General features: G+C 35.8%; 21 protein-coding genes, 2 tRNA genes and 1 pseudogene. 18 read left to right on the top strand and 6 right to left on the bottom strand.

Annotated elements, in window-relative coordinates:
• Nucleotides 1-7: 7 nt before the first annotated feature.
• The 10 genes from EAG08_RS09135 (at nt 8) to EAG08_RS09090 (ending at nt 8,402) form a co-directional block, all read left to right on the top strand.
• Nucleotides 8-427 (top strand): Fur family transcriptional regulator, encoded by a 420-nt coding sequence (locus EAG08_RS09135; RefSeq protein ID WP_129535152.1) that lies wholly within the window; start codon nt 8-10, stop codon nt 425-427.
• A gap of 45 nt (nt 428-472) precedes the next feature.
• On the top strand, nt 473-2,425 hold the full coding sequence (locus EAG08_RS09130) for a heavy metal translocating P-type ATPase (RefSeq protein WP_129535151.1): 1,953 nt from the start codon (nt 473-475) through the stop codon (nt 2,423-2,425).
• A 287-nt stretch (nt 2,426-2,712) separates the two neighbouring features.
• Nucleotides 2,713-3,075 (top strand): hypothetical protein, encoded by a 363-nt coding sequence (locus EAG08_RS09125; protein ID WP_129535150.1) that lies wholly within the window; start codon nt 2,713-2,715, stop codon nt 3,073-3,075.
• A gap of 210 nt (nt 3,076-3,285) precedes the next feature.
• Entirely contained in the window at nt 3,286-3,561 is a 276-nt protein-coding gene (locus tag EAG08_RS09120) for a YHS domain-containing protein (protein WP_129535149.1), read from the top strand.
• Nucleotides 3,548-4,231 (top strand): SCO family protein, encoded by a 684-nt coding sequence (locus tag EAG08_RS09115; protein WP_185145191.1) that lies wholly within the window; start codon nt 3,548-3,550, stop codon nt 4,229-4,231. Before EAG08_RS09120 ends, EAG08_RS09115 begins: the two co-directional genes overlap by 14 nt.
• A gap of 108 nt (nt 4,232-4,339) precedes the next feature.
• The gene (locus tag EAG08_RS09110) at nt 4,340-5,014 is read left to right on the top strand and encodes a superoxide dismutase (RefSeq protein WP_129535148.1); all 675 of its coding nucleotides are present in this window, start codon (nt 4,340-4,342) and stop codon (nt 5,012-5,014) included.
• 4 nt (nt 5,015-5,018) lie between these two features.
• A complete protein-coding gene (locus EAG08_RS09105) occupies nt 5,019-5,387 on the top strand; it encodes a hypothetical protein (protein ID WP_129535147.1) in 369 nt (122 codons plus the stop codon).
• Between the two features lie 194 nt (nt 5,388-5,581).
• Nucleotides 5,582-6,409 (top strand): MbnP family protein, encoded by an 828-nt coding sequence (locus EAG08_RS09100; protein ID WP_129535146.1) that lies wholly within the window; start codon nt 5,582-5,584, stop codon nt 6,407-6,409.
• Complete coding sequence (locus EAG08_RS09095) at nt 6,402-7,448, top strand: cytochrome-c peroxidase (RefSeq protein WP_129535145.1); 1,047 nt, start codon at nt 6,402-6,404, stop codon at nt 7,446-7,448. The genes EAG08_RS09100 and EAG08_RS09095 overlap by 8 nt, the downstream gene beginning before the upstream one ends.
• Nucleotides 7,449-7,457: 9 nt before the next feature.
• Complete coding sequence (locus tag EAG08_RS09090; protein ID WP_129535144.1) at nt 7,458-8,402, top strand: transporter; 945 nt, start codon at nt 7,458-7,460, stop codon at nt 8,400-8,402.
• 103 nt (nt 8,403-8,505) lie between these two features.
• On the opposite strand, the gene EAG08_RS09085 is transcribed toward EAG08_RS09090, so the two are convergent.
• From EAG08_RS09085 to EAG08_RS09060, 6 genes are all read right to left on the bottom strand, one after another.
• Nucleotides 8,506-9,711 carry an MFS transporter gene (locus tag EAG08_RS09085; RefSeq protein WP_164998552.1) on the bottom strand — a complete coding sequence of 402 codons (1,206 nt, stop codon included), beginning with the start codon at nt 9,709-9,711 and terminating at the stop codon, nt 8,506-8,508.
• A 49-nt stretch (nt 9,712-9,760) separates the two neighbouring features.
• The gene (locus EAG08_RS09080; RefSeq protein ID WP_129535142.1) at nt 9,761-10,417 is read right to left on the bottom strand and encodes a FadR/GntR family transcriptional regulator; all 657 of its coding nucleotides are present in this window, start codon (nt 10,415-10,417) and stop codon (nt 9,761-9,763) included.
• A 129-nt stretch (nt 10,418-10,546) separates the two neighbouring features.
• A tRNA-Glu gene (locus EAG08_RS09075) sits at nt 10,547-10,618 on the bottom strand.
• Nucleotides 10,619-10,685: 67 nt separating this feature from the next.
• Nucleotides 10,686-10,757 (bottom strand) — tRNA-Glu (locus EAG08_RS09070).
• A gap of 8 nt (nt 10,758-10,765) precedes the next feature.
• Nucleotides 10,766-11,020: a 30S ribosomal protein S20 gene (gene rpsT / locus EAG08_RS09065; protein ID WP_047442289.1), complete on the bottom strand. Its 255-nt coding sequence runs from the start codon at nt 11,018-11,020 to the stop codon at nt 10,766-10,768.
• A gap of 73 nt (nt 11,021-11,093) precedes the next feature.
• Complete coding sequence (locus EAG08_RS09060) at nt 11,094-11,408, bottom strand: hypothetical protein (RefSeq protein ID WP_129535141.1); 315 nt, start codon at nt 11,406-11,408, stop codon at nt 11,094-11,096.
• A 383-nt stretch (nt 11,409-11,791) separates the two neighbouring features.
• On the opposite strand from EAG08_RS09060, the gene EAG08_RS09055 reads away from it, so the two are divergent.
• From EAG08_RS09055 to EAG08_RS09020, 8 genes and pseudogenes are all read left to right on the top strand, one after another.
• A complete protein-coding gene (locus EAG08_RS09055; RefSeq protein WP_129535140.1) occupies nt 11,792-13,144 on the top strand; it encodes a sigma-54-dependent transcriptional regulator in 1,353 nt (450 codons plus the stop codon).
• 159 nt (nt 13,145-13,303) lie between these two features.
• Entirely contained in the window at nt 13,304-13,663 is a 360-nt protein-coding gene (locus EAG08_RS09050; RefSeq protein WP_129535139.1) for a hypothetical protein, read from the top strand.
• A gap of 121 nt (nt 13,664-13,784) precedes the next feature.
• Nucleotides 13,785-13,925, top strand: a complete 141-nt coding sequence (locus EAG08_RS21345) for a hypothetical protein (protein ID WP_164463419.1) — start codon at nt 13,785-13,787, stop codon at nt 13,923-13,925.
• Between the two features lie 96 nt (nt 13,926-14,021).
• Nucleotides 14,022-14,402 (top strand): hypothetical protein, encoded by a 381-nt coding sequence (locus EAG08_RS09045; protein WP_129535138.1) that lies wholly within the window; start codon nt 14,022-14,024, stop codon nt 14,400-14,402.
• Nucleotides 14,403-14,626: 224 nt separating this feature from the next.
• Nucleotides 14,627-16,314, top strand: a pseudogene (kdpA, locus tag EAG08_RS09035) (potassium-transporting ATPase subunit KdpA).
• 22 nt (nt 16,315-16,336) lie between these two features.
• Entirely contained in the window at nt 16,337-18,346 is a 2,010-nt protein-coding gene (gene kdpB / locus EAG08_RS09030) for a potassium-transporting ATPase subunit KdpB (protein ID WP_129535137.1), read from the top strand.
• Between the two features lie 102 nt (nt 18,347-18,448).
• Nucleotides 18,449-19,015, top strand: a complete 567-nt coding sequence (locus tag EAG08_RS09025; protein ID WP_129535136.1) for a K(+)-transporting ATPase subunit C — start codon at nt 18,449-18,451, stop codon at nt 19,013-19,015.
• A 77-nt stretch (nt 19,016-19,092) separates the two neighbouring features.
• Nucleotides 19,093-20,172 (top strand): porin, encoded by a 1,080-nt coding sequence (locus EAG08_RS09020; protein ID WP_129535135.1) that lies wholly within the window; start codon nt 19,093-19,095, stop codon nt 20,170-20,172.
• Nucleotides 20,173-20,266 lie beyond the last annotated feature (94 nt).

Raw genomic sequence — 20,266 nt, 5'->3', positions numbered from 1 at the left:
AAAAATTATGAAAAAAGATATTGAAAATAAATTAATAGATAAAAATACCAAGCCTACAAGCATGAGGATTTTGGTGTATGATTTTTTGAGTTCTCAGGAAGCAGCTTTGTCATTATCAGAAATTGAAAATTATTTTGAAAATGCCGACCGAACTACAATTTATCGAACATTAAAAACCTTTGAGGAAAAAGGAATTGTTCACAGCATACAGGAAAATACCACGACAAAATATAAGCTTTGCCACGATGGTTGCGACGAGACAACACATAAAGACTGGCATCTTCATTTTTACTGTAAAATTTGCAAACAGACGACTTGCAAAGAAGATGTTTCAATCCCTGAAAATATTCAGACGAATTTCAGAATCGATGAAATAAGGCTTTTTGCCAAAGGAATTTGCGAGAATTGTCTTGAAAGTTTGCAATAGTATTGCATTAAGTTTAGACCTAATTTTGATTAAAATTATTCAGTTATGGAAGAATGTTGCAGTACAAAACCTAAAAAAGAATATAATCACAATCATGAAGGTCATGACCACGACCATTCTCATGATACGGGAGATCAATCTACGTTTCAGATGTTTCTTCCTGCGATTATTTCTTTTACTTTATTATTAATAGGAATCGCTTTAGATTATTATATAAAACCCGATTGGTTTTCGGGCTGGATTCGCTTGGTTTGGTATTTAATTGCTTACGTTCCTGTCGGATTTCCAGTTTTGAAAGAGGCATATGGAAGTATCACGAAAGGTGATGTGTTTTCTGAGTTTTTCCTGATGGGAATTGCCACAATCGGTGCTTTTGCAATCGGAGAATATCCCGAAGGTGTTGCCGTGATGCTGTTTTATTCTGTAGGTGAAGTTTTCCAGGCAATGGCAGTGACCAAAGCCAAATCAAATATCAAATCTCTTCTCGACCAGCGTCCTGATGAAGTTACCGTTTTAGAAAATGGGAAGCCGAGAATGATGAAAGCTGTCGATGCAAAAATTGGGGATATTATTCAGTTAAAATCGGGGGAGAAATTAGGATTAGACGGCGAATTGCTTTCAGATAAATCATCTTTCAATACTTCTGCACTTACCGGAGAAAGCAAACCCGACACAAAAATAAAAGGTGAAACGGTTTTAGCAGGAATGATTAATTTAAATACTGTCAGTCAAATCAAAGTTACTGCTTCATTTAAAGACAGTAAGTTGAGCAAAATCTTAGAACTCGTTCAGAATGCGACGTCTCAAAAAGCTCCGACAGAACTTTTCATCAGAAAATTTGCGAAAATTTACACCCCAATCGTTGTATTTCTGGCGATAGGAATTACTTTGTTACCGTATTTTTTCATTGAAAATTATCAGTTTAAAGAATGGCTCTACAAAGCATTGGTTTTCTTGGTTATCTCTTGTCCTTGTGCTTTGGTTATTTCTATTCCACTAGGATATTTTGGTGGAATTGGAGCAGGAAGCCGTAATGGGATTTTAATTAAAGGCAGCAATTTCTTAGATGTTTTGGCTAATATTCAGAATGTGGTGATGGATAAAACAGGAACGATGACCGAAGGAGTTTTTAAAGTGCAGGAAGTTCATTTTAGTAAAGAATTTAATCAGGAAGAAATTTTAAAACTTGTCAATGCACTTGAAGGTCAAAGCACACATCCCGTTGCAACCGCTATTCATGAGTTTGTGGGCGAAGTGGATCATTCAATTCAGTTAGAAAATGTAGAAGAAATTGCAGGACAAGGTTTAAAAGCTGACATCAACGGCAAGGAAATTTTAGTCGGAAATCTAAAACTCATGAAGCAGTTCAATATTTCATTTGATGTCAATATTGAAAAGATTGTCTACACTTTAATTGCCGTCGCTTATGATAAAAAGTTTGTTGGTTATCTTACAATTGCAGATAGTATTAAAGAAGACGCTCAATTAACGATTAATAAATTGAAGTCATTGGGCGTAAAAACAACCATGTTAAGTGGTGACAAAACTTCCGTAGTTCAGTTCGTTGCCGATCAGTTGGGCATTGAAAATGCTTACGGCGACTTACTTCCAGAAGATAAAGTCAATAAGGTAAAAGAAATCAAAGCGAAAAATCAAACAGTAGCTTTTGTAGGAGACGGCGTGAATGATGCTCCTGTTGTTGCTTTAAGCGACGTGGGAATAGCAATGGGCGGTTTAGGAAGTGATGCCACCATTGAAACTGCTGATATTGTGATTCAGGATGACCAGCCAAGTAAAATTCCAATGGCAATCAATATAGGAAAACAAACTAAAAAAATAGTTTGGCAAAATATTATTCTGGCTTTTGCTGTCAAAGCCATCGTTCTGATTCTCGGAGCAGGCGGTTTAGCAACCATGTGGGAAGCTGTTTTTGCCGACGTCGGTGTTGCATTATTGGCGATATTAAATGCAGTGAGAATTCAAAGGATGAAGTTTTGATGAGCTAGAAGACTGAAGCTGGGAGATGGAAGTTTACAAATAAACTATAAATCTTTGTATGCATTTTTATCAATAGGGGCGGGCTTTAGCCCGCCTTCTAAATTTCCAATATGATTGGCTTTAGCCAAAACTTAAATATTTTCATAATATATTTTCAAATATCTGTGCAAATCCGTGTAATCTGCGGGAACTAAAAAAACATCCCGCTCCAATTCAAAACTGACTTTCATCATAAAAGACCACTCAACTCAATTTTCTACACTATATTTGTACTAAAGATTTGATACTTGAAGTTTCTCTTATCCTTTTTCATCATTTTTACTATTGCAATCCGTCCGGTTTTGCCATTGGTCAATTATGCTGTCAATTATGATTACATCGCGAAAAATCTTTGTGAGAACAGAAAAATAATTGAGTCTGACTGTAAAGGAAAATGTTTCGTCAAAAAAGAATTGGCAAAAACAGAAAAGCAATCTAATAACGGTCAGAATGTAAAAATTTCGGGATTAGATGTTTTTTTATACAATGAAATTCTTTCTTTTTCAGAACAATCACCATCGGAGATTCAATTAAAAAATCTTAATTCTGATTACATTGATTCTCATACTTCAGAATATTTCTTCAGAATATTCCATCCTCCTTTATCATAAGCTTTATTTAAACTAAATTCTTAGTTGTTTGTCTTTGGTGAAATTTGAAGTAGCTTAAATTGTACTTTTAATTAAATCTCTTTGATTCCTTAAAAAACCTTAACCGTTTAAACCTCTTAATGGTTCAAATTTCGGCCAATCAACATTAATTTTAGTTTAAAAATCCACTTAATTTTATTCATCTCAATTATTAATTTCAATTTAAATAAAATGAAATCAAAGATTTTATTAACGGCATTTTTGTCTGTTTCATTATTAGCCTGTGCGCAGGAAACCCCGAAAGTAAAGCATAAAAAGAAAAATACTGCTACAAAAACGACTGCCCAAAAAGTGAAGTTTGCAAACGCTGTAGACCCGATTTGTGATATGCCTACCGAAAGCGATATGAAAGATACTGCGGTCTACAAAAATAAAACGTACGGTTTTTGCAGTAGCTATTGTAAGGATGAGTTTAAGAAAAATCCTGAGAAGTATGTCCAAAAATAAAAAGGCCGATAGTAGTGCAAAAAAGAAGATTATCATTCCGATTGCAATCATTGCCTTACTGTTTTTAGGAATAGGATTTGGGATGAGTTATTTTAAAAGCAATCTTTATATGGTGATGAAAGTTCCGGATTTTGAACTGACTGATCAGAACAATAAAAAAGTGACAAATAAAGATATGTTGGGGAAAGTTTATTTGGTTGAATTTTTCTTCAGCAAATGTCCAACGATTTGTCCGGTGATGAATTCCAACATGAGAGCGATTGAAGATGAGATTAACAATCCTGATTTTGGAATTATTTCTATCAGTATTGATCCTGAAAATGATACTCCTGAGCTTTTGAAAAGTCATGCTCGAAGAATAGGCGTAAAATCTCCGAACTGGCATTTTTTGACTGGTGACCGAGCCTATATCGGAAATCTGGCAGATCAGTTTGATATTTATGTTGGCGATAAAGAAGACGAAAGCGAAAACCTCAATCACAGCGGAATGATTGCCTTAGTCGACCAAGATGGAAACATCAGATGTCGATACAATAAAGAAAATATGCCGATTCTTTATTATTCAGGATTAAATTATGAAGATGCCGAAGGAAAAATCCCTAAATTGACAGGCAAGTTTCATCCAGACCGAGAAATTTTAATTGAGGATATTAAGAAATTACTGAAATAAGGCCGAAAGTTTGAAGCTAGATGTGGGAAGTTATGATCACACCGAAAAAGACTTCCATCACCCATCATCCAAAAAAAAATAAAAGTTTAACCTTACATACAAAACATTATGAAGATTTTTAAAGTAGCTGCATTCACTGCAGTATTTGCGGCGCAGTTTGCGTTTGCACAGTTCAAACAAACGCCTTTACCATACGCTTACAATGCGTTGGAAGGTAATATTGATGCACAAACCATGGAAATTCATTATTCAAAACACGCTGCAGCGTACGTTGCGAATTTGAATAAAGCAATTGCCGGAACTCCACAGGAAAAACAAACGTTGTTTGAGATTCTTTCAAAGGCGGGAACTTTGCCAATGGCGGTAAGAAATAATGCTGGCGGACATTACAACCATGAGCTATTCTGGACGGTTTTGACTCCACAAAAAGACACAAAGCCTTCTGTGAAATTAACAAAAGCAATCACGGATGCTTTCGGAAGCATGGACGCCTTTAAAGAAAAAATGGCTAAAGCAGGAGCAGACCGTTTTGGTTCTGGCTGGGCTTGGCTTTCTGTAGATAAAAGCGGGAAATTATTTGTTTCCTCAACACCAAATCAGGACAATCCTTTGATGGATGTGGTGGAAGAAAAAGGAACTCCAATCTTCGGAATCGACGTTTGGGAGCACGCTTACTATCTGAAATATCAGAACAAAAGAGCGGATTACTTAACTGCCATTTGGAACGTTACCAATTGGAAAGAAATCAGCAGAAGATATGACGAAGCGTTAAGCAAAAAATAATCTTTTGAATTTAATTTGCAGCATATTCCTCACCTTTTTTACGGTATTCAGGCCTCTGATTCCGTTGGTGGAGTATGCTGTAAATTATCAATACATTAGCGAAGAACTCTGCGTCAACAAGAAAAATGTTGACCTTCATTGTAACGGAAAATGTTACCTGGCCAAAGAATTATCAAAAACAAACGATACCGATTCTTTACCACTTTCCAAAGGGAAAAATTCCGTTCAGAAAATACTGGATTTTTACATTCCTACAGAGATTTTTAAAACCTCAATCGGGAACAATTTCTCATTCCCAAACCTGAATTTCACTTACCAAACAGGTTACACATTCCTCTTTCTGAAAAACATTTTCAGACCACCGATTTTTTAGTTGTACATATCAATTTTTGGACGATTCTCTTTCCCTGGCTTTTCCAGCCGCTCGGGTCGGGCTGTCCGCTCATATCTTTTTGTCTTGCCAAGTGAGTCTATAAAACAATGATTCAGAAAAGACAAAAAGGATAACCGCTACCATCCCTATCGCGGGATACAGCATAAAACAACGTTTCAACTAAAAAATCAACAATGAACATCAATAAATTTTTATCATTATTCTTTATTGCCTTTACTTTTTTAACCTTTACATCATGTCGTAACAATGATGAAGAAGATTCATCACCGGAAGCAAAAGGAAAACTCCAACTTAAATTTGAAAACGGATTCAATAATCTCGGAAATATTGTTCTTAATCAAACTACTCAAACGTCTTCCAGCGCACAAAAACATCAGTTTTCAACCTTAAAATATGTTATCAGCAACATCAGTTTGATCGACGAAAACGGAAATGAATTCAAATACAACGAAAATAATCCCGACAAAGGTGCTTTTATCATCAATCAAGAGAAAGCCGTTGCCGGAATTATTTATGTAGACTTAGATGAAATTCCGAAAAACAATTACAAGAAAATAAAATTCGGATTAGGGATCAGTCAAAATGCTTATTTGCTGGGACAAAACGGACAAGCAGAATTCTGGGAAAAAGCCAAAAAAGAAAGTCTGACCTGGTCTTGGGCTGCCGGATATATTTTCGTAAAACTCGAAGGAAAATACGGAACGAGTTCTGCCAGCACAGAATTTATGAATCACACCGGAAACATGGGAAATGTAGCCGCCAATAATACTCCAGATTTGTATCGTGAAGTCACTTTGGATCTTCCAACAACCGCGAGAGTCTCGACAACAGTAAAACCTTCGATTCATATTTTGGCAGATTTCAACCAATACTTAAGTGGAGAAACTGCTTTAAGCCTTTCTACAGCTAATGATATGGCGATGGGCTCCAATCAGCATTTGGTAAATGTGACGAATAATTTAACGAAAATGTTTAAAGTAGATCACGTTCACAATGACTAAACTTATTTTAAAAACAGGATTATTAATTGTCGCTTTTCTAAATTTTATTTCGTGTTCTGATGAGGTAATTCAGCCTTTAGATAAAGATGAAGCGGTGAATCTTCAGTTTCCATCTTACTTTCCAGAAATGACCTTTGATAAAGATGAAAATCCAATCACAAAAAATGGAGTAGAGTTGGGCAGAAAATTATTTTATGAAGGCAGACTTTCAAGAAATAATACCATTTCCTGCGGTTTCTGTCACATTCACGAACATGCATTTACCCATCATGGTCACACGGTAAGTCATGGAATTGACGACAGAATAGGAATCAGAAATGCGCCGGCCATTCAAAACATGGCTTTTCTGAAACGGTATATGTGGGACGGAGTGATTCATAATTTAAACCAACAGCCGATTATTCCGATCACCGATGCAAACGAAATGGATAGTTCGATGCCTGAAGTGATTACCAAACTCAGTAAAGAGGATGTTTATAAAAAATTATTTAAGCAGGCTTACGGAGACGAAAGTATTACCGGAGAAAGAGTGTTGAAAGCATTGTCGCAGTTTATGGCCACTTTGATTTCGGCAGATTCCAAATATGATCGGTTTAAACAGGGGAAAGTAAATTTATCTTCTGAAGAATCTCAGGGAATGGCTTTGTTTCAGCAAAAATGCGCTTCTTGTCACGGTGGAGAATTGTTTACCGATGAAAGCTTCAGGAACACCGGAATGTATTACAATACCCAATTTAAAGATGCAGGACGACATCGTGTGACGTTGGATCAAAATGACTGGATGAAATTCAGAGTTCCAAGTTTAAGGAATGTTGAATACACAGCACCTTACATGCATGACGGAAGATTTTACACTTTGGAAGCTGTACTTAATTTTTATTCTGATAGTGTTGAAGATCATCCTAATCTCGACACGCAACTGAAACAGAACAATCATATTGGAATTGCGATGAATGCTCAGGAAAAACAATTCATTATTTCTTTTCTGAAAACGCTATCTGACAAAAATTTTATTTCTAATCCAAAATTCGCTGAATAATTTATAGAAATGAAGAAAATAATTTTTATCATAAGTCTGATTTCTTTGAACAGTTTTCAGGCAAAAACAGTGAATGACAGTTTATACATTTCAAATAATTTTCAAGATGAGATTTTATTCAACGAATGCGATGCCTGCGGTTGTGCGGCAGGAAATGGATCTTCAGGTTTTGAATCTCTTTTGAATCCTCAGTTTATCGGAATTAAATATTTTGCTCAGCATTATAAAGCCAAAGAGAATTTGTTTATCAATGATTTAACGCAGGATCAATATTTCAATACCATTCAGCTTTGGGCAAAAATTCCCTTGACTCAAAAATTGAGTATTTACGGAAGTCTGCCGTTTTATTTTCATGAAAAGAAAACTTTGCAGGGCGATATCAATATCAACGGAATCGGAGATTTTAATTTGATGGGAATTTATCAATTGATTAGTTCAAAAGACAATATTCATCAACTGAATGGTGGAGTCGGAGTAAAAGTTCCGCTCGGAAAGTTTGATGAAAAAGGAATTTCCGGAGTCAATCCTAGTTTTCAGTTGGGAACCGGAAGTTGGGATTATCAGGCAGTTTTAAATTACAGATTTCAAAAAAATAAATTTGCCTTACTTCTCAATACCGATTATACCATTAAAACTAAAAACAAAAAAAATTATCAGTTTGGGAATCAGTGGAATTATTTAGCCACAGGATTTTATCAAATCTTTGGAAGTGAGAAAAGTATTCTTTCTGCAAAATTTGGTTTTCAGGGTGAAGTCTATGACCGAAACCTCCAATATAAAGAAGTACTTCCGAAAACTGCCGGAAGTGCTTTGTACGGGAAGTTAGGTTTTGAAGCTTCTTATAAAAAGTTCAGTCTGGGAACAGAAGTCATGCTTCCGACTTACACCAATTTGGCAGGAGGAGATATTGAAGCGAAATCAAGATTCAGTGTTTTTCTCAATTTTGGTATTTAAAATAAATAGAAAATAGAATTTTAGGTAAAAAAGCAATTGTCGTAATTCTTTCTTAAACCTAAAATTCTACTATTGTAATAGTCCTCATCCACAGCGTTGAGGACTATTTTTTATTCCCTTTTATATTGGGCAGAAATGCGGTAATAATTCCCATCAAAGGTAAGAATGCGCAGATTTTGAAAACATATTCTATGCTGGTGTCATCTGCGACTGCTCCTAAAACGGCAGAACCTATTCCGCCCATTCCAAACATAAATCCGAAGAATAATCCTGCAACCAATCCGATTTTATTGGGCATCAAATCTGTGGCATAGACTAATATTGCAGAAAATGCGGAAGCGATGATTAATCCTATGATAACTGCAAATGCAATTGTCCAGAATAGTGAAAGATAGGGAAGACAAAGTGTGAAGGGTGCCGCTCCTAAAATAGAAATCCAGATGATTTTTTTCCTGCCGTATTTATCACCTAATTTCCCTCCTAAAATGGTTCCGACAGCAACTGCAGATAAAAACATGAATAAAAATAACTGAGAATCTTGTACCGAAATGTGAAATTTGTCTATCAAGAAAAAAGTAAAATAATTGGTCATTGAAGCCAGATAAATGTATTTTGAAAATACCAAAGCCAATAAAATAGTCACTGAAAACAGAACTTTTTTACGGGAAAGCTGTATTTCAATGATGTCATTTGGATGTTTTGATGATTTTTTCAATGATAATCTTTCAGCGTACCAGTTTCCGATTCTCCACAGTACGATGATTCCGATAAATGCTGCGATGGCAAACAATCCTACATAACCTTGTCCTAAAGGAAGAATAATCAACGCAACCAACAAAGGTCCAATCGCACTTCCCGAATTTCCGCCTACCTGAAATATAGATTGAGCCAATCCTTTTTGTCCGCCAGATGCTAATTGTGCTACCCTTGAAGCTTCAGGATGAAAAATAGAAGAGCCCATTCCGATTAATGCAACCGAAATTAGAATGACATAATACTGATGAGCAGCAGCCAACAAAAGTAATCCGGCCATTGATAATCCCATGCCGATGGCTAAAGATCTTGGGTTAGGTTTTTTGTCAGTGTAAATTCCTACAAAAGGTTGTAAAATTGAGGCGGTGAGTTGAAATACCAAGGTGATAATTCCAATCTGGGCAAAAGATAAACTGAATTCTCCTTTTAAAATGGGATATAATGAAGGAATGGTAGATTGAATTAGATCATTTAGAAAATGAGAAAAACTAATCATGAATAGGATAGGGTAAACAATTTTTGTGGTGTCAATTGTTTTTGTAGATATATTTTCCATAATATTATTTTTATTCATCATATCATCTGATGAATTTTATTAAATTTTTTTAGTAAATCTGATCAACTATTTTTTGCGCAATGATGGACGCTTTTTCAGCATCGCGGTTTTCGATAGATTGATAAAGTTCGCTATGTATTTTTTGCGAAATTTTAAATGAGTCCGTATTGTTGTGATGTCTGATTTCAAAAGAACTCAATATATGTTTTGTTGCTACTTTGTAAATTTCCCGTAAAAGTTTGTTTCCGCAAGCTTCTGCAATGGCTAAATGAAAATTGATATCTGCCTGATAACATTCTGTCGCGAGATTTTCTTCTGCAAATTGAGATCTGAGATCCAAATATTTTTTAATTGTTTTTAAATCTTCCTCCGATCGGTTCATCGCTGCCTTCGCTGCAATTTTCGAATCGAGCAGTGAACGCACTTCTTGTACATCCTGAATCTCTGCTTTATTCATTTGAGATTCTAAAGATTCTTGAGCGTTTTTAGCAACCACAAAAGTTCCCACGCCTTGCTGTACATTGAGAATTCCTTTGATGGATAAAATTTTTATTGCTTCACGAATGCTGGAGCGGCCAACGCCGTAGATTTTCATCAGCTCAGATTCAATCGGTAGTTTTTCGCCAATTGCATATTCATCGCTGGATATTCCTTCGATTAATCTATCTGCTACTTCCTGCGCTAAAGTTTTTCTTTGAATCTGCATGATTAAAACATCACATCATCTGATGAATTTCAAAAGTATAACTTTAAAAGAATATAAGGTGAATTTTATATATGATTTTTGACCATATAAAATAAAAAAAAGAGATTTCAAATCTGAAATCTCTTTTTGTAGCCCGTAGGGGAGTCGAACCCCTCTTACCAGGATGAAAACCTGAGGTCCTAACCGATAGACGAACGGGCCATCTACCATCACACTATAAATAGCGGGTTAGTAATTTTGAATTTTTGAAAGTTTCAATTCTTTTTAGTAGCCCGTAGGGGAGTCGAACCCCTCTTACCAGGATGAAAACCTGAGGTCCTAACCGATAGACGAACGGGCCTACTATAATTACGCTAACTTGTTAACGTGCTTAGTCAATTTACTTTTTAAGTTAGCCGCTTTGTTCTTGTGGATAATATTTTTCTTAGCTAATTTATCCAATAAAGCGATAACTTTTGGCAATTGTTCTGTTGCTGCAGTTTTGTCCTCTTCATTTCTTAACCCTTTGATTGCTGTTCTAGCAGTCTTGTGGTAATATCTGTTACGAACTTTTCTAACTTCGTTTTGTCTTATTCTTTTAAGAGCTGATTTATGATTTGCCATATCGTTCAAATGTGAGTGCAAATTTATAAACTTTTTTTATACCAGCCAAATTTATTTTTAAAAAATTTAAACTTTATTCTGAGAGGTATTTTTTGAGTTTATCTAATGCCTGTTCTAGTTTTATATTCTGTTGTTCTTTTTCTATTTTTCTGATTGTGCTTGTTAGCATATTCAGAGCATTGTTCCATTCCCCAGTCGTATTGGTGAACGTTATCCCGTCAATCAGTACCTCAAAGGCACTTCCCTCACCGTTCCTGTAGAGTCTGAAACTTATTTTATCATCTCTGCCTGTAATCCCTTCTTCATTGATCTTTAAATCGTAACTTTTTGGGTTCGAGTGGATTTTAGTAAAAAGCAATTTTGCTTCCTGTATCTTTAAATCCGGCATGATATCAAATTTGGTAATCTAAGAGTTATATACATTCTAGATTTACGACATATAAAGCTTTAAAGATTTGTCTGTGACGAAATCATTTTAAAAACCATTGTAGTCATGAATTAAATTATAAGAACTCCCAATCTCCCTTTTAGGTTCGTGCAAAGGTAATATTTTTTTCTTTTTTCAAAATAGAGATATTAATTAAATGAAAGTTTTTGTTAAAAAGCTAATTATCAGCTTCAAAATAATGTCTTACCAGTGATTATTTTTCAAATGTATTTCAAAATTGATGAGATTTTACACCTATTTCAGTTACGATGATGAATAATTTTTCTCAAAAGGATTCCGAATGAAATATTAATTCTAATTTTGAACATTATATTTTTACAGCATTGAACAGCATTTTAATCATAGATGATGAAGCGAAAATAAGATCGCTTCTCTCACGAATCATTGCCCTTGAAGGTTTTGAAGTTTTCGAATCTAGCAATCTGAAGAGTGGTTTAAAGAAACTTGAAACCTCAGAGATCGATATTGTCATCTGCGATGTCAAACTACCCGACGGAAACGGAGTGGAATTCTCTAAAATTATAAAAGATAAATTTCCTAGCGTAGAAATTATTCTCTTAACAGCTTTTGGAAACATTCCTGACGGCGTTTTAGCGATTAAAAACGGGGCTTTTGATTACATTACAAAAGGTGACGACAATACCAGAATTCTTCCTCTCATTTATAAAGCATCTGAAAAAGTTGCGTTAAACAAACGCGTTCTGCATCTGGAAAAGCAACTCAACAGAAAACAATCCTTTGACAGCATCATAGGGAAATCATCAGCTATTACCAGCGTTGTAGATTCTGCAAGAAAAGTTGCAACTACCGATGCTACCGTTCTTTTGACGGGCGAAACGGGTACAGGAAAAGAGGTTTTTGCCCAGGCAATTCACCATGCAAGCAAAAGAAATAAAAATAATTTTATTGCCGTCAATTGTTCAGCTTTTGGAAAAGATTTGTTGGAAAATGAATTGTTTGGTCATAAAGCCGGCGCATTTACCGGGGCTCTGAAAGACAGCAAAGGTATTTTTGAAGAAGCCAATCTGGGAACTGTTTTTTTGGATGAAATCGGTGAGATGCCGTTGGATTTGCAGGCAAAACTTTTGCGTGTTTTAGAATCAGGCGAATTTCTGAAAGTGGGAGACAATAAACCTATCAAAACGGATGTGAGAATCATCGCTGCCACCAACAGAGATTTAGAAACTGAAATCGAGAAAGGGAATTTCCGTGAAGACTTATATTATAGAATTAATATTTTTCAGATTAAGCTTCCTTCCTTAAGAGAAAGAGTGGTTGATATTGAATTGCTGGCTCAGTTTTTCCTAAAAAGTTTTTCGCTTAAAACCGGTAAAAATATCAATTCGGTATCTCCTGATTATTTAAAAGCCTTAAAAAATCATCCCTGGAAAGGCAATATTCGTGAACTTCGAAATGTAATTGAACGAAGTGTAATTCTCACAGATTCATCTGAATTAGAGGTAGATAGTCTTCCTTTAGATATTTCGGTCTATAATAACGAGATAGATTCTTCTCAAACCAAAATGATGTCAGCGTTTTCTATGGCGAGTGCAGAGAAAATGCAGATCCAAAAAGTGCTTAATCATACCAAAGGTAATAAAGCCGAAGCTGCCCGTTTACTCGAGATCGGCATTGCCACCTTGTACAGAAAAGTGGATGAATACAAAATTTCTTAAAAAATAATTCCATTCTGATAACGACCCTATCATTTTGATAGGGTTTTTTGTGTTTTGAAATGTTTTAAATTTTGTTTAAATATTTGTTTTATAATGAGTTGGGTATTTTTTTATTCAAGGGAATAAATCTTGGCATTAGAGATTCAAAACAATCTAAAAATGAATCATACAGATGCTGTAAGAGAAATCGTTAAAATCATTCCTGAATCTCAGGAAGAATTTAAAGAGTCTTACAAAACAAAAACTCCGTTTATGGTGATCAGTATTTTCACCAAACAAATTAAAAAACTGATTAAAAATCATGATCAGAAAATTCTGATGAAGTCGATTACCAAGATGAATCAGCTTTACAACAAAGGGGATCAGGCATTAAAGAACGCCATCGAAAACATTTTCATTTATTCTTTAGACAGTCTTACATTTTGTTGTGAACCTTCATACAAAGATTTGATTTTTTCTAAAATGTCACCAAGTCTTCAAAACAACTACTTACGTCAGGTTTATAAATCAGGAATTTAAAAATTTTAAAGAAATGAAATCACCATGATTTGGAAATACAAAATTGTATTGAAGATTCAGCGATTGCATAGCCTGTCCCGACCATTCGGGATGACCTTTAAAAAACAATAAAAATCTACATATGAAATCAAAAATCAGAAAAATCGGAGACTGGAAACTTCTGAAGTCTACCCGTGAAAAGCACAACCTCGAAGTCATTACGATCAATATTGCTGTAATCCTTGGTGTGTTTGTAGCAGCTGCGATTCTGCAGGTTAATTAAAATTACATAAGATGATAACAATTATTCTATTAATTACGGCAGTTGTGTTATTTGTTTTGTTTTACCGTCTTGTTGAATATTTCGACAAAATCTAAAATGTTAAACAAAATAAACAGATTCACCGCTGTAGAATATCTGAAAGTGTTTTTTCCGTCAGTTCGAAGAGAGATTGTTACACTTTCTGAGCAAAACAATTTCCCGGGAGTGATACAGGTTATGATTGATGATATGAAAATAGATACGCAAAAATCAAACGTACAGAAAATCAATATTTCAATCAAAAGAATGTACTGGATTTACAAAAACGGAAATTCTTACATCAGATACATTATAGAGAATCTCTTTATACGCTCATTTGCAAGTCTGAGTAAAAATCTAAAACCGCAACAGTGGAGATTCCTGTATCAGGAAATTCCAAAAGATTTTAGAATGGTATACAGCGAACAAACAAAAAAAGATCAAGATCTAAAATTCTAAAAATGACCCTACTATTTTTTATATCAATAGCCATATTCATTTATATCTGCTATGTGCTCGTAAAGCCGGAAAAATTTTAAAACCAATTAATAAGCAAATGAACCGTAAGATCATACATCAAATAAAAGAGTGGGGAATTCTGATTTTTTGGATCAGCTTCATCGTCGCTTTTTTGTATCTAGTGATTACGGTAAAAGAATTTGCACTAATTCATTAAACAAACTATGAACACTGAAATTTTAGGCGTTGTAGCAATGTTTGTCATAACATTGCTGTTGGCGATACCTTTTGGAAAGTACATTTCAAAAGTATTCACAGGAGAAAAAACATTTCTGGATCCTGTTTTCAAACCCGTAGAAAGATTTTTCTACAAAATATCAGGAATCGATCCTGATCATGAAATGAACTGGAAACAACATCTGATTGCACTTTTAACCATCAACTTTTTATGGTTTTTCATCAGTATGCTGGTTTTAATGAATATGAGCTGGCTTCCGCTCAATCCGGACGGAAATCCGGATATGTCGCCGGATCTGGCATTTAATACAACCATTTCTTTTTAGTTAACTGTAATTTACAGCATTATTCAGGCGAAACAGGATTAAGTTATCTCGGACAGATGTGGCTGATGTTTCTTCAATTCGTTTCCGCTGCAACAGGGATAGCAGCAGCAATCGTTGTATTCAAAGCTTTCCGAGAAAAAACAACCGAAAAACTAGGTAATTTTTATGATTATTTGCTAAAATCAATCACAAGAATTTTGCTACCTCTTTCATTCTTAATGGGTTTGGTGTTGGTTTTTCAGGGCATGCCGATGACGTTTGAAGGAAAAGATAAAATGATTACGCTGGAAGGTAAAAATGTGGAAGTTTCTACAGGACCTGTTGCTGCTTTTGTGCCTATAAAACATATAGGAACGAATGGCGGTGGATTTTTTGGAGTAAATTCAGCTCATCCGTTAGAGAATCCTAACTATTTTACCAATATGGTAGAAATGGTTTCACAGTTAATAATTCCGATGGCAATGGTTTTTGCTTTTGGTTATTTCATCAGAAGAAAGAAATTTGGATACATGATTTTTGGAGTCATGACCATCGGGTTTCTATTACTTGCAGTACCTACAGTTGTTATGGAGATGAACGGAAATCCCGCCATCAGCCAAATGGGGATTGATCAGTCATTGGGCGCAATGGAAGGTAAAGAAATCCGTTTTGGTTCTGCCGCTTCAGGTTTTTGGAGTATTGTAACCACGGTGATTTCTACGGGTTCAGTCAACTCAATGCACGACAGCTCGATGCCACTTTCCGGGATGACACAGATGCTTTCAATGATGGTCAATGCTTTCTATGGAGGTGATGGAGTAGGTATCTTAAATATTTTTATCTATATCATTCTGGCAGTTTTCATCAGCGGATTGATGGTAGGTCGTACTCCGGAATTTATGGGTAAAAAAATTGAAGCTCGTGAAATGAAAATTGCGATGATCATCGCATTGCTTCATCCGTTTCTTATTTTGGTAGGTGCCGCAATAGCTACTTATTTCCCCGCAGTCGGTACTTCCACACTCAATAATCCTGGATTCCACGGTTTCAGCGAAGTGCTTTATGAATATACTTCTTCAGCAGCCAACAACGGAAGCGGTTTTGAAGGGTTGGGTGATAATAATCCTTTCTGGAATATTTCTACAGGAATTGTCTTGTTGGTCGGTCGTTTCTTACCAATTATTGGTCCTTTAGCGATTGCAGGATTATTGGCTCAGAAGAAATACATACCTGAAGGAGAAGGAACTCTGAAAACCGATACTTCAACATTCGGACTGATGACTTTTGCAGTGATTGCAATTATTGCAGCATTATCATTCTTCCCGGCATTGGCATTGGGTCCAATTGCAGAATATTTTTCAATGAAATAAATTTTAAATAAAAGAAATTAAAATGACTCAAAATAAATCTTTGTTTCAAAAAGAATTGGTTCAGGAAGCATTGAAACAGTCTTTTGTGAAACTGAATCCGAAACTAATGTTTAAAAATCCCGTCATGTTTCTTGTATGGCTCGGTACATTGGTGATGTTTTTTGTAAGCGTCTGGACTTTGACAGGAGAAAAATCTCAGGGAAGTTTTGCTTACAATTTCACGGTATTCATCATTCTTTTACTCACCGTTTTATTCGGAAACTTTGCTGAAGCAATTGCCGAAGCAAGAGGGAAAGCTCAGGCAGACAGTCTTCGTAAAACAAGAGAAGAAACGCCTGCAAAACTGCAAAACGGTGAAATAATTTCTTCATCTAAATTACAGAAAGGAGATGTTTTTGTTTGTGAAGCTGGAGACATTATTCCTTCTGACGGAGAAATCATTGAAGGACTTGCTACCATAGATGAAAGTGCGATTACCGGAGAATCGGCTCCTGTCATTCGTGAATCTGGAGGTGATAAAAGTTCTGTAACAGGAGGAACAAAAGTTTTGTCGGATAAAATTGTTGTACAAGTGACAACGCAACCCGGCGAAAGCTTTTTAGATAAAATGATTGCTTTGGTAGAAGGTGCTTCAAGGCAGAAAACACCGAACGAAATTGCCTTAACGATTTTACTGGCAGGTTTTACATTGGTTTTTATCATCGTTTGTGTGACTTTAAAACCATTCGCAGATTATTCTAATGTCACGATTACTATTGCATCATTTATCTCACTTTTTGTTTGTTTAATTCCGACTACTATTGGCGGATTATTATCAGCGATTGGTATTGCCGGGATGGACAGAGCATTGCGAGCCAACGTGATCACAAAAAGCGGTAGAGCAGTGGAGACAGCTGGAGATATCGATGTTTTACTTTTAGATAAAACAGGGACAATCACCATCGGAAACCGTAAGGCAACGAGTTTTTATCCTGCTAACCAAGTTGATGAAACACAGTTAATCAAAGCGGCTGTTTTGAGTTCAATGGCAGATGAAACTCCTGAAGGGAAATCAATCATAGAGCTGGCGGGAATCAATCCTTTAAGCTATGAAATCAGTAATCCTCAGTTTATCAAATTTACCGCAGAAACCAGAAGTTCAGGAATTGATTACGACGGAAACCGCATCCGAAAAGGAGCAACCGACGCCATCAGAAAAATATCGGAAGCTGCTGGAAATATTTTTCCACAAGAAATTGATTTAAAAGTTAAAGAAATTTCTCAGAACGGAGGAACACCATTGGTGGTTTCAGAAAATGAAAAAGTTCTGGGAGTGATTGAACTTCAGGATATCATTAAACCCGGAATCAGCGAGCGTTTCGAACGTCTCCGAAAAATGGGTATTAAAACCGTGATGGTGACCGGTGACAATCCACTGACTGCAAAATTTATTGCTGAAAAAGCAGGTGTTGATGATTTTATTGCCGAAGCAAAACCGGAAGATAAAATGAACTACATCAAAAAAGAACAGCAGGAAGGTCGTCTGGTTGCCATGATGGGTGATGGTACCAATGATGCTCCGGCATTGGCTCAGGCAGATGTAGGTGTTGCCATGAACAGCGGAACACAGGCTGCAAAAGAAGCCGGAAATATGGTCGACCTCGACAATGATCCTACGAAATTAATTGAAGTTGTAGAAATCGGCAAACAGTTGCTGATGACAAGAGGTACGCTGACTACATTCAGTATCGCCAATGATGTTGCAAAATATTTTGCCATTATTCCGGCATTGTTTATCACGGCAATTCCTGCTTTGCAAGGTTTAAATATTATGAATCTTCACAGTCCGGAAAGTGCAATTTTATCGGCAGTCATTTTCAACGCGATTATCATTCCTATACTGATACCGTTGGCATTGAAGGGGGTGGCTTATAAACCAATCGGCGCATCTGCGTTGCTGAGAAGGAATTTATTCATCTTCGGATTAGGCGGTGTCATTATCCCTTTTATCGGAATTAAAATCATAGATATTATTGTATCCTTATTTTTCTAAATAGCTCACAGGCACGGCAGGAAGAAACTTTTATCATGCAACTTTTCGTCCTTTTAACTATCTCAATTCTTCCTGTTTCATGCCTTTTTAAATTATTATCAAATGAAAAAACATATTTTACCAGCAATCAAACTGACCGCTTTGTGCATTGTTTTTCTTACCATTGTTTATCCGATATCCATCTGGGCAATTGCTCAGCTTTCACCTAATCAAGGAAAAGGAGATTTAATTAAACATAATAATAAAACCTATTACGCCAATATCGGACAGTCGTTCAGTACAGATCAATATTTCAATTCTCGTCCTTCAGCGGTCGATTACAATGCAGCAGGTTCGGGAGGAAGCAACAAAGGTCCATCGAATGAAGAGTATCTCAAACAAATTCAGGCTCGTATCGATACAATTTTGATGAAAAATCCTGGAATTGTAAAGTCAGATATTCCGGCAGATTTAGTGACGGCCAGCGGAAGCGGATTAGATCCGAATTTTTCTGTGCAGGCAGCGAAAATTCAGGTGAAAAGAATTGCGAAAATCAGAAATATCGATGAGGTGAAAATCAATAATTTGATTACTCAAAATACAGAAAAACCTGTGATAGGATTGTTTGGTCCTGAAAAAATCAATGTTCTTCAACTCAACATCGCACTTGATCAATTAAGTGGAAAGTAAAATTTTAAAATCAATATTTATCATCGGAGGTTTTATTTTTTTAATAAAATCCCATCTTTTTCTTAAATTTAAATTAAATGAAAAAAATACTATTTGTTTTGTTAGCTGTATGCGGTATCAGTGCATCTGCTCAAAACGATTCAATTGCAAAACCTCTTACTGTTGGCGGATACGCTGAGGTTTATTACACTGCAGATTTTAATAATCCGAAAAATAATAACCGTCCTGGATTCGTATACAGTCACAACCGAAACAATGAAGTGAACGTTAATTTAGCGTTTGTAAAAACAGCATACAATACAGAAAATGTGAGAGCCAATCTTGCTTTAGCAGTCGGAACATACATGAATGCCAATTACGCAGCAGAGCAAGGTGTGATGAAAAATATTTACGAAGCCAATGTAGGTTTGAAAATTTCAAAAAAACATAATCTTTGGATTGATGCAGGAGTTTTCCCATCCCATTTAGGATTTGAAAGTGCTGTTGGAAAAGATAATTGGACATTGACACGAAGTCTTTTTGCTGACAACTCGCCGTATTTCGAGACAGGTGCTAAAATTTCCTACACTTCAGAAAGTGGAAAGTGGTTTGTAAGCGGTTTAGTACTCAATGGTTGGCAGCGTATTCAGAGAGTTGACGGAAATTCTACGCCTGCATTCGGACATCAGTTGACATTTAAACCTAATGAAAAACTGACCATCAACAGCAGTTCTTTTATCGGAAATGATAAACCCGACAGCATTCGCCAGATGCGATATTTTCATAATCTGTATGCAGTGTATCAAATTAATAAAAAGTTCGGAGTGACAGCAGGTTTTGACATTGGTGCCGAACAAAAAGCAAAAGGAAGCGAGCAGTATAATATTTGGTACACACCAGTTTTAATTGCAAAATACAATGCTACAGAAAAACTGAGTTTTACCGCAAGAGGAGAATATTACCAAGATGAAAAGGGAGTGATCATTGCTACGGGAACAGAAAACGGTTTTAAAACTTTCGGGTATTCTCTGAATGCTGATTATCAGATCCTGCCGAATCTCGTTTGGCGTACAGAAATCAGAAATTTAAACAGTAAAGATGCTATCTTTATGAACAGGACGGATGAATTTAATAGCAATAGTCTGACGGCAACGACGGCATTGGCCATTTCATTTTAGTAATAGCAATTATAACTTTTGGTTAAATTAAGTTAGCTAAAAAAGATTGTGAATTTTTATAAACCATTAAGGGAATTAATTGATTAAGGAATGT

Source organism: Chryseobacterium sp. 3008163, from assembly GCF_003669035.1.
Lineage (GTDB): Bacteria > Bacteroidota > Bacteroidia > Flavobacteriales > Weeksellaceae > Chryseobacterium.
The sequence above is the reverse complement of the archived record's forward strand: the minus strand, read 5'-3'. Positions and strand labels throughout refer to the sequence as shown.

Coding starts and splice junctions, on each gene's coding strand:
- EAG08_RS09135 (WP_129535152.1), top strand. CDS start 8: ATGAAAAAAGATATTGAAAATAAATTAATAGATAAAAATACCAAGCCT.
- EAG08_RS09130 (WP_129535151.1), top strand. CDS start 473: ATGGAAGAATGTTGCAGTACAAAACCTAAAAAAGAATATAATCACAAT.
- EAG08_RS09120 (WP_129535149.1), top strand. CDS start 3,286: ATGAAATCAAAGATTTTATTAACGGCATTTTTGTCTGTTTCATTATTA.
- EAG08_RS09115 (WP_185145191.1), top strand. CDS start 3,548: ATGTCCAAAAATAAAAAGGCCGATAGTAGTGCAAAAAAGAAGATTATC.
- EAG08_RS09110 (WP_129535148.1), top strand. CDS start 4,340: ATGAAGATTTTTAAAGTAGCTGCATTCACTGCAGTATTTGCGGCGCAG.
- EAG08_RS09100 (WP_129535146.1), top strand. CDS start 5,582: ATGAACATCAATAAATTTTTATCATTATTCTTTATTGCCTTTACTTTT.
- EAG08_RS09095 (WP_129535145.1), top strand. CDS start 6,402: ATGACTAAACTTATTTTAAAAACAGGATTATTAATTGTCGCTTTTCTA.
- EAG08_RS09090 (WP_129535144.1), top strand. CDS start 7,458: ATGAAGAAAATAATTTTTATCATAAGTCTGATTTCTTTGAACAGTTTT.
- EAG08_RS09085 (WP_164998552.1), bottom strand. CDS start 9,711: ATGGAAAATATATCTACAAAAACAATTGACACCACAAAAATTGTTTAC.
- EAG08_RS09080 (WP_129535142.1), bottom strand. CDS start 10,417: ATGCAGATTCAAAGAAAAACTTTAGCGCAGGAAGTAGCAGATAGATTA.
- rpsT (WP_047442289.1), bottom strand. CDS start 11,020: ATGGCAAATCATAAATCAGCTCTTAAAAGAATAAGACAAAACGAAGTT.
- EAG08_RS09060 (WP_129535141.1), bottom strand. CDS start 11,408: ATGCCGGATTTAAAGATACAGGAAGCAAAATTGCTTTTTACTAAAATC.
- EAG08_RS09050 (WP_129535139.1), top strand. CDS start 13,304: ATGAATCATACAGATGCTGTAAGAGAAATCGTTAAAATCATTCCTGAA.
- EAG08_RS21345 (WP_164463419.1), top strand. CDS start 13,785: ATGAAATCAAAAATCAGAAAAATCGGAGACTGGAAACTTCTGAAGTCT.
- EAG08_RS09045 (WP_129535138.1), top strand. CDS start 14,022: ATGTTAAACAAAATAAACAGATTCACCGCTGTAGAATATCTGAAAGTG.
- kdpB (WP_129535137.1), top strand. CDS start 16,337: ATGACTCAAAATAAATCTTTGTTTCAAAAAGAATTGGTTCAGGAAGCA.
- EAG08_RS09025 (WP_129535136.1), top strand. CDS start 18,449: ATGAAAAAACATATTTTACCAGCAATCAAACTGACCGCTTTGTGCATT.
- EAG08_RS09020 (WP_129535135.1), top strand. CDS start 19,093: ATGAAAAAAATACTATTTGTTTTGTTAGCTGTATGCGGTATCAGTGCA.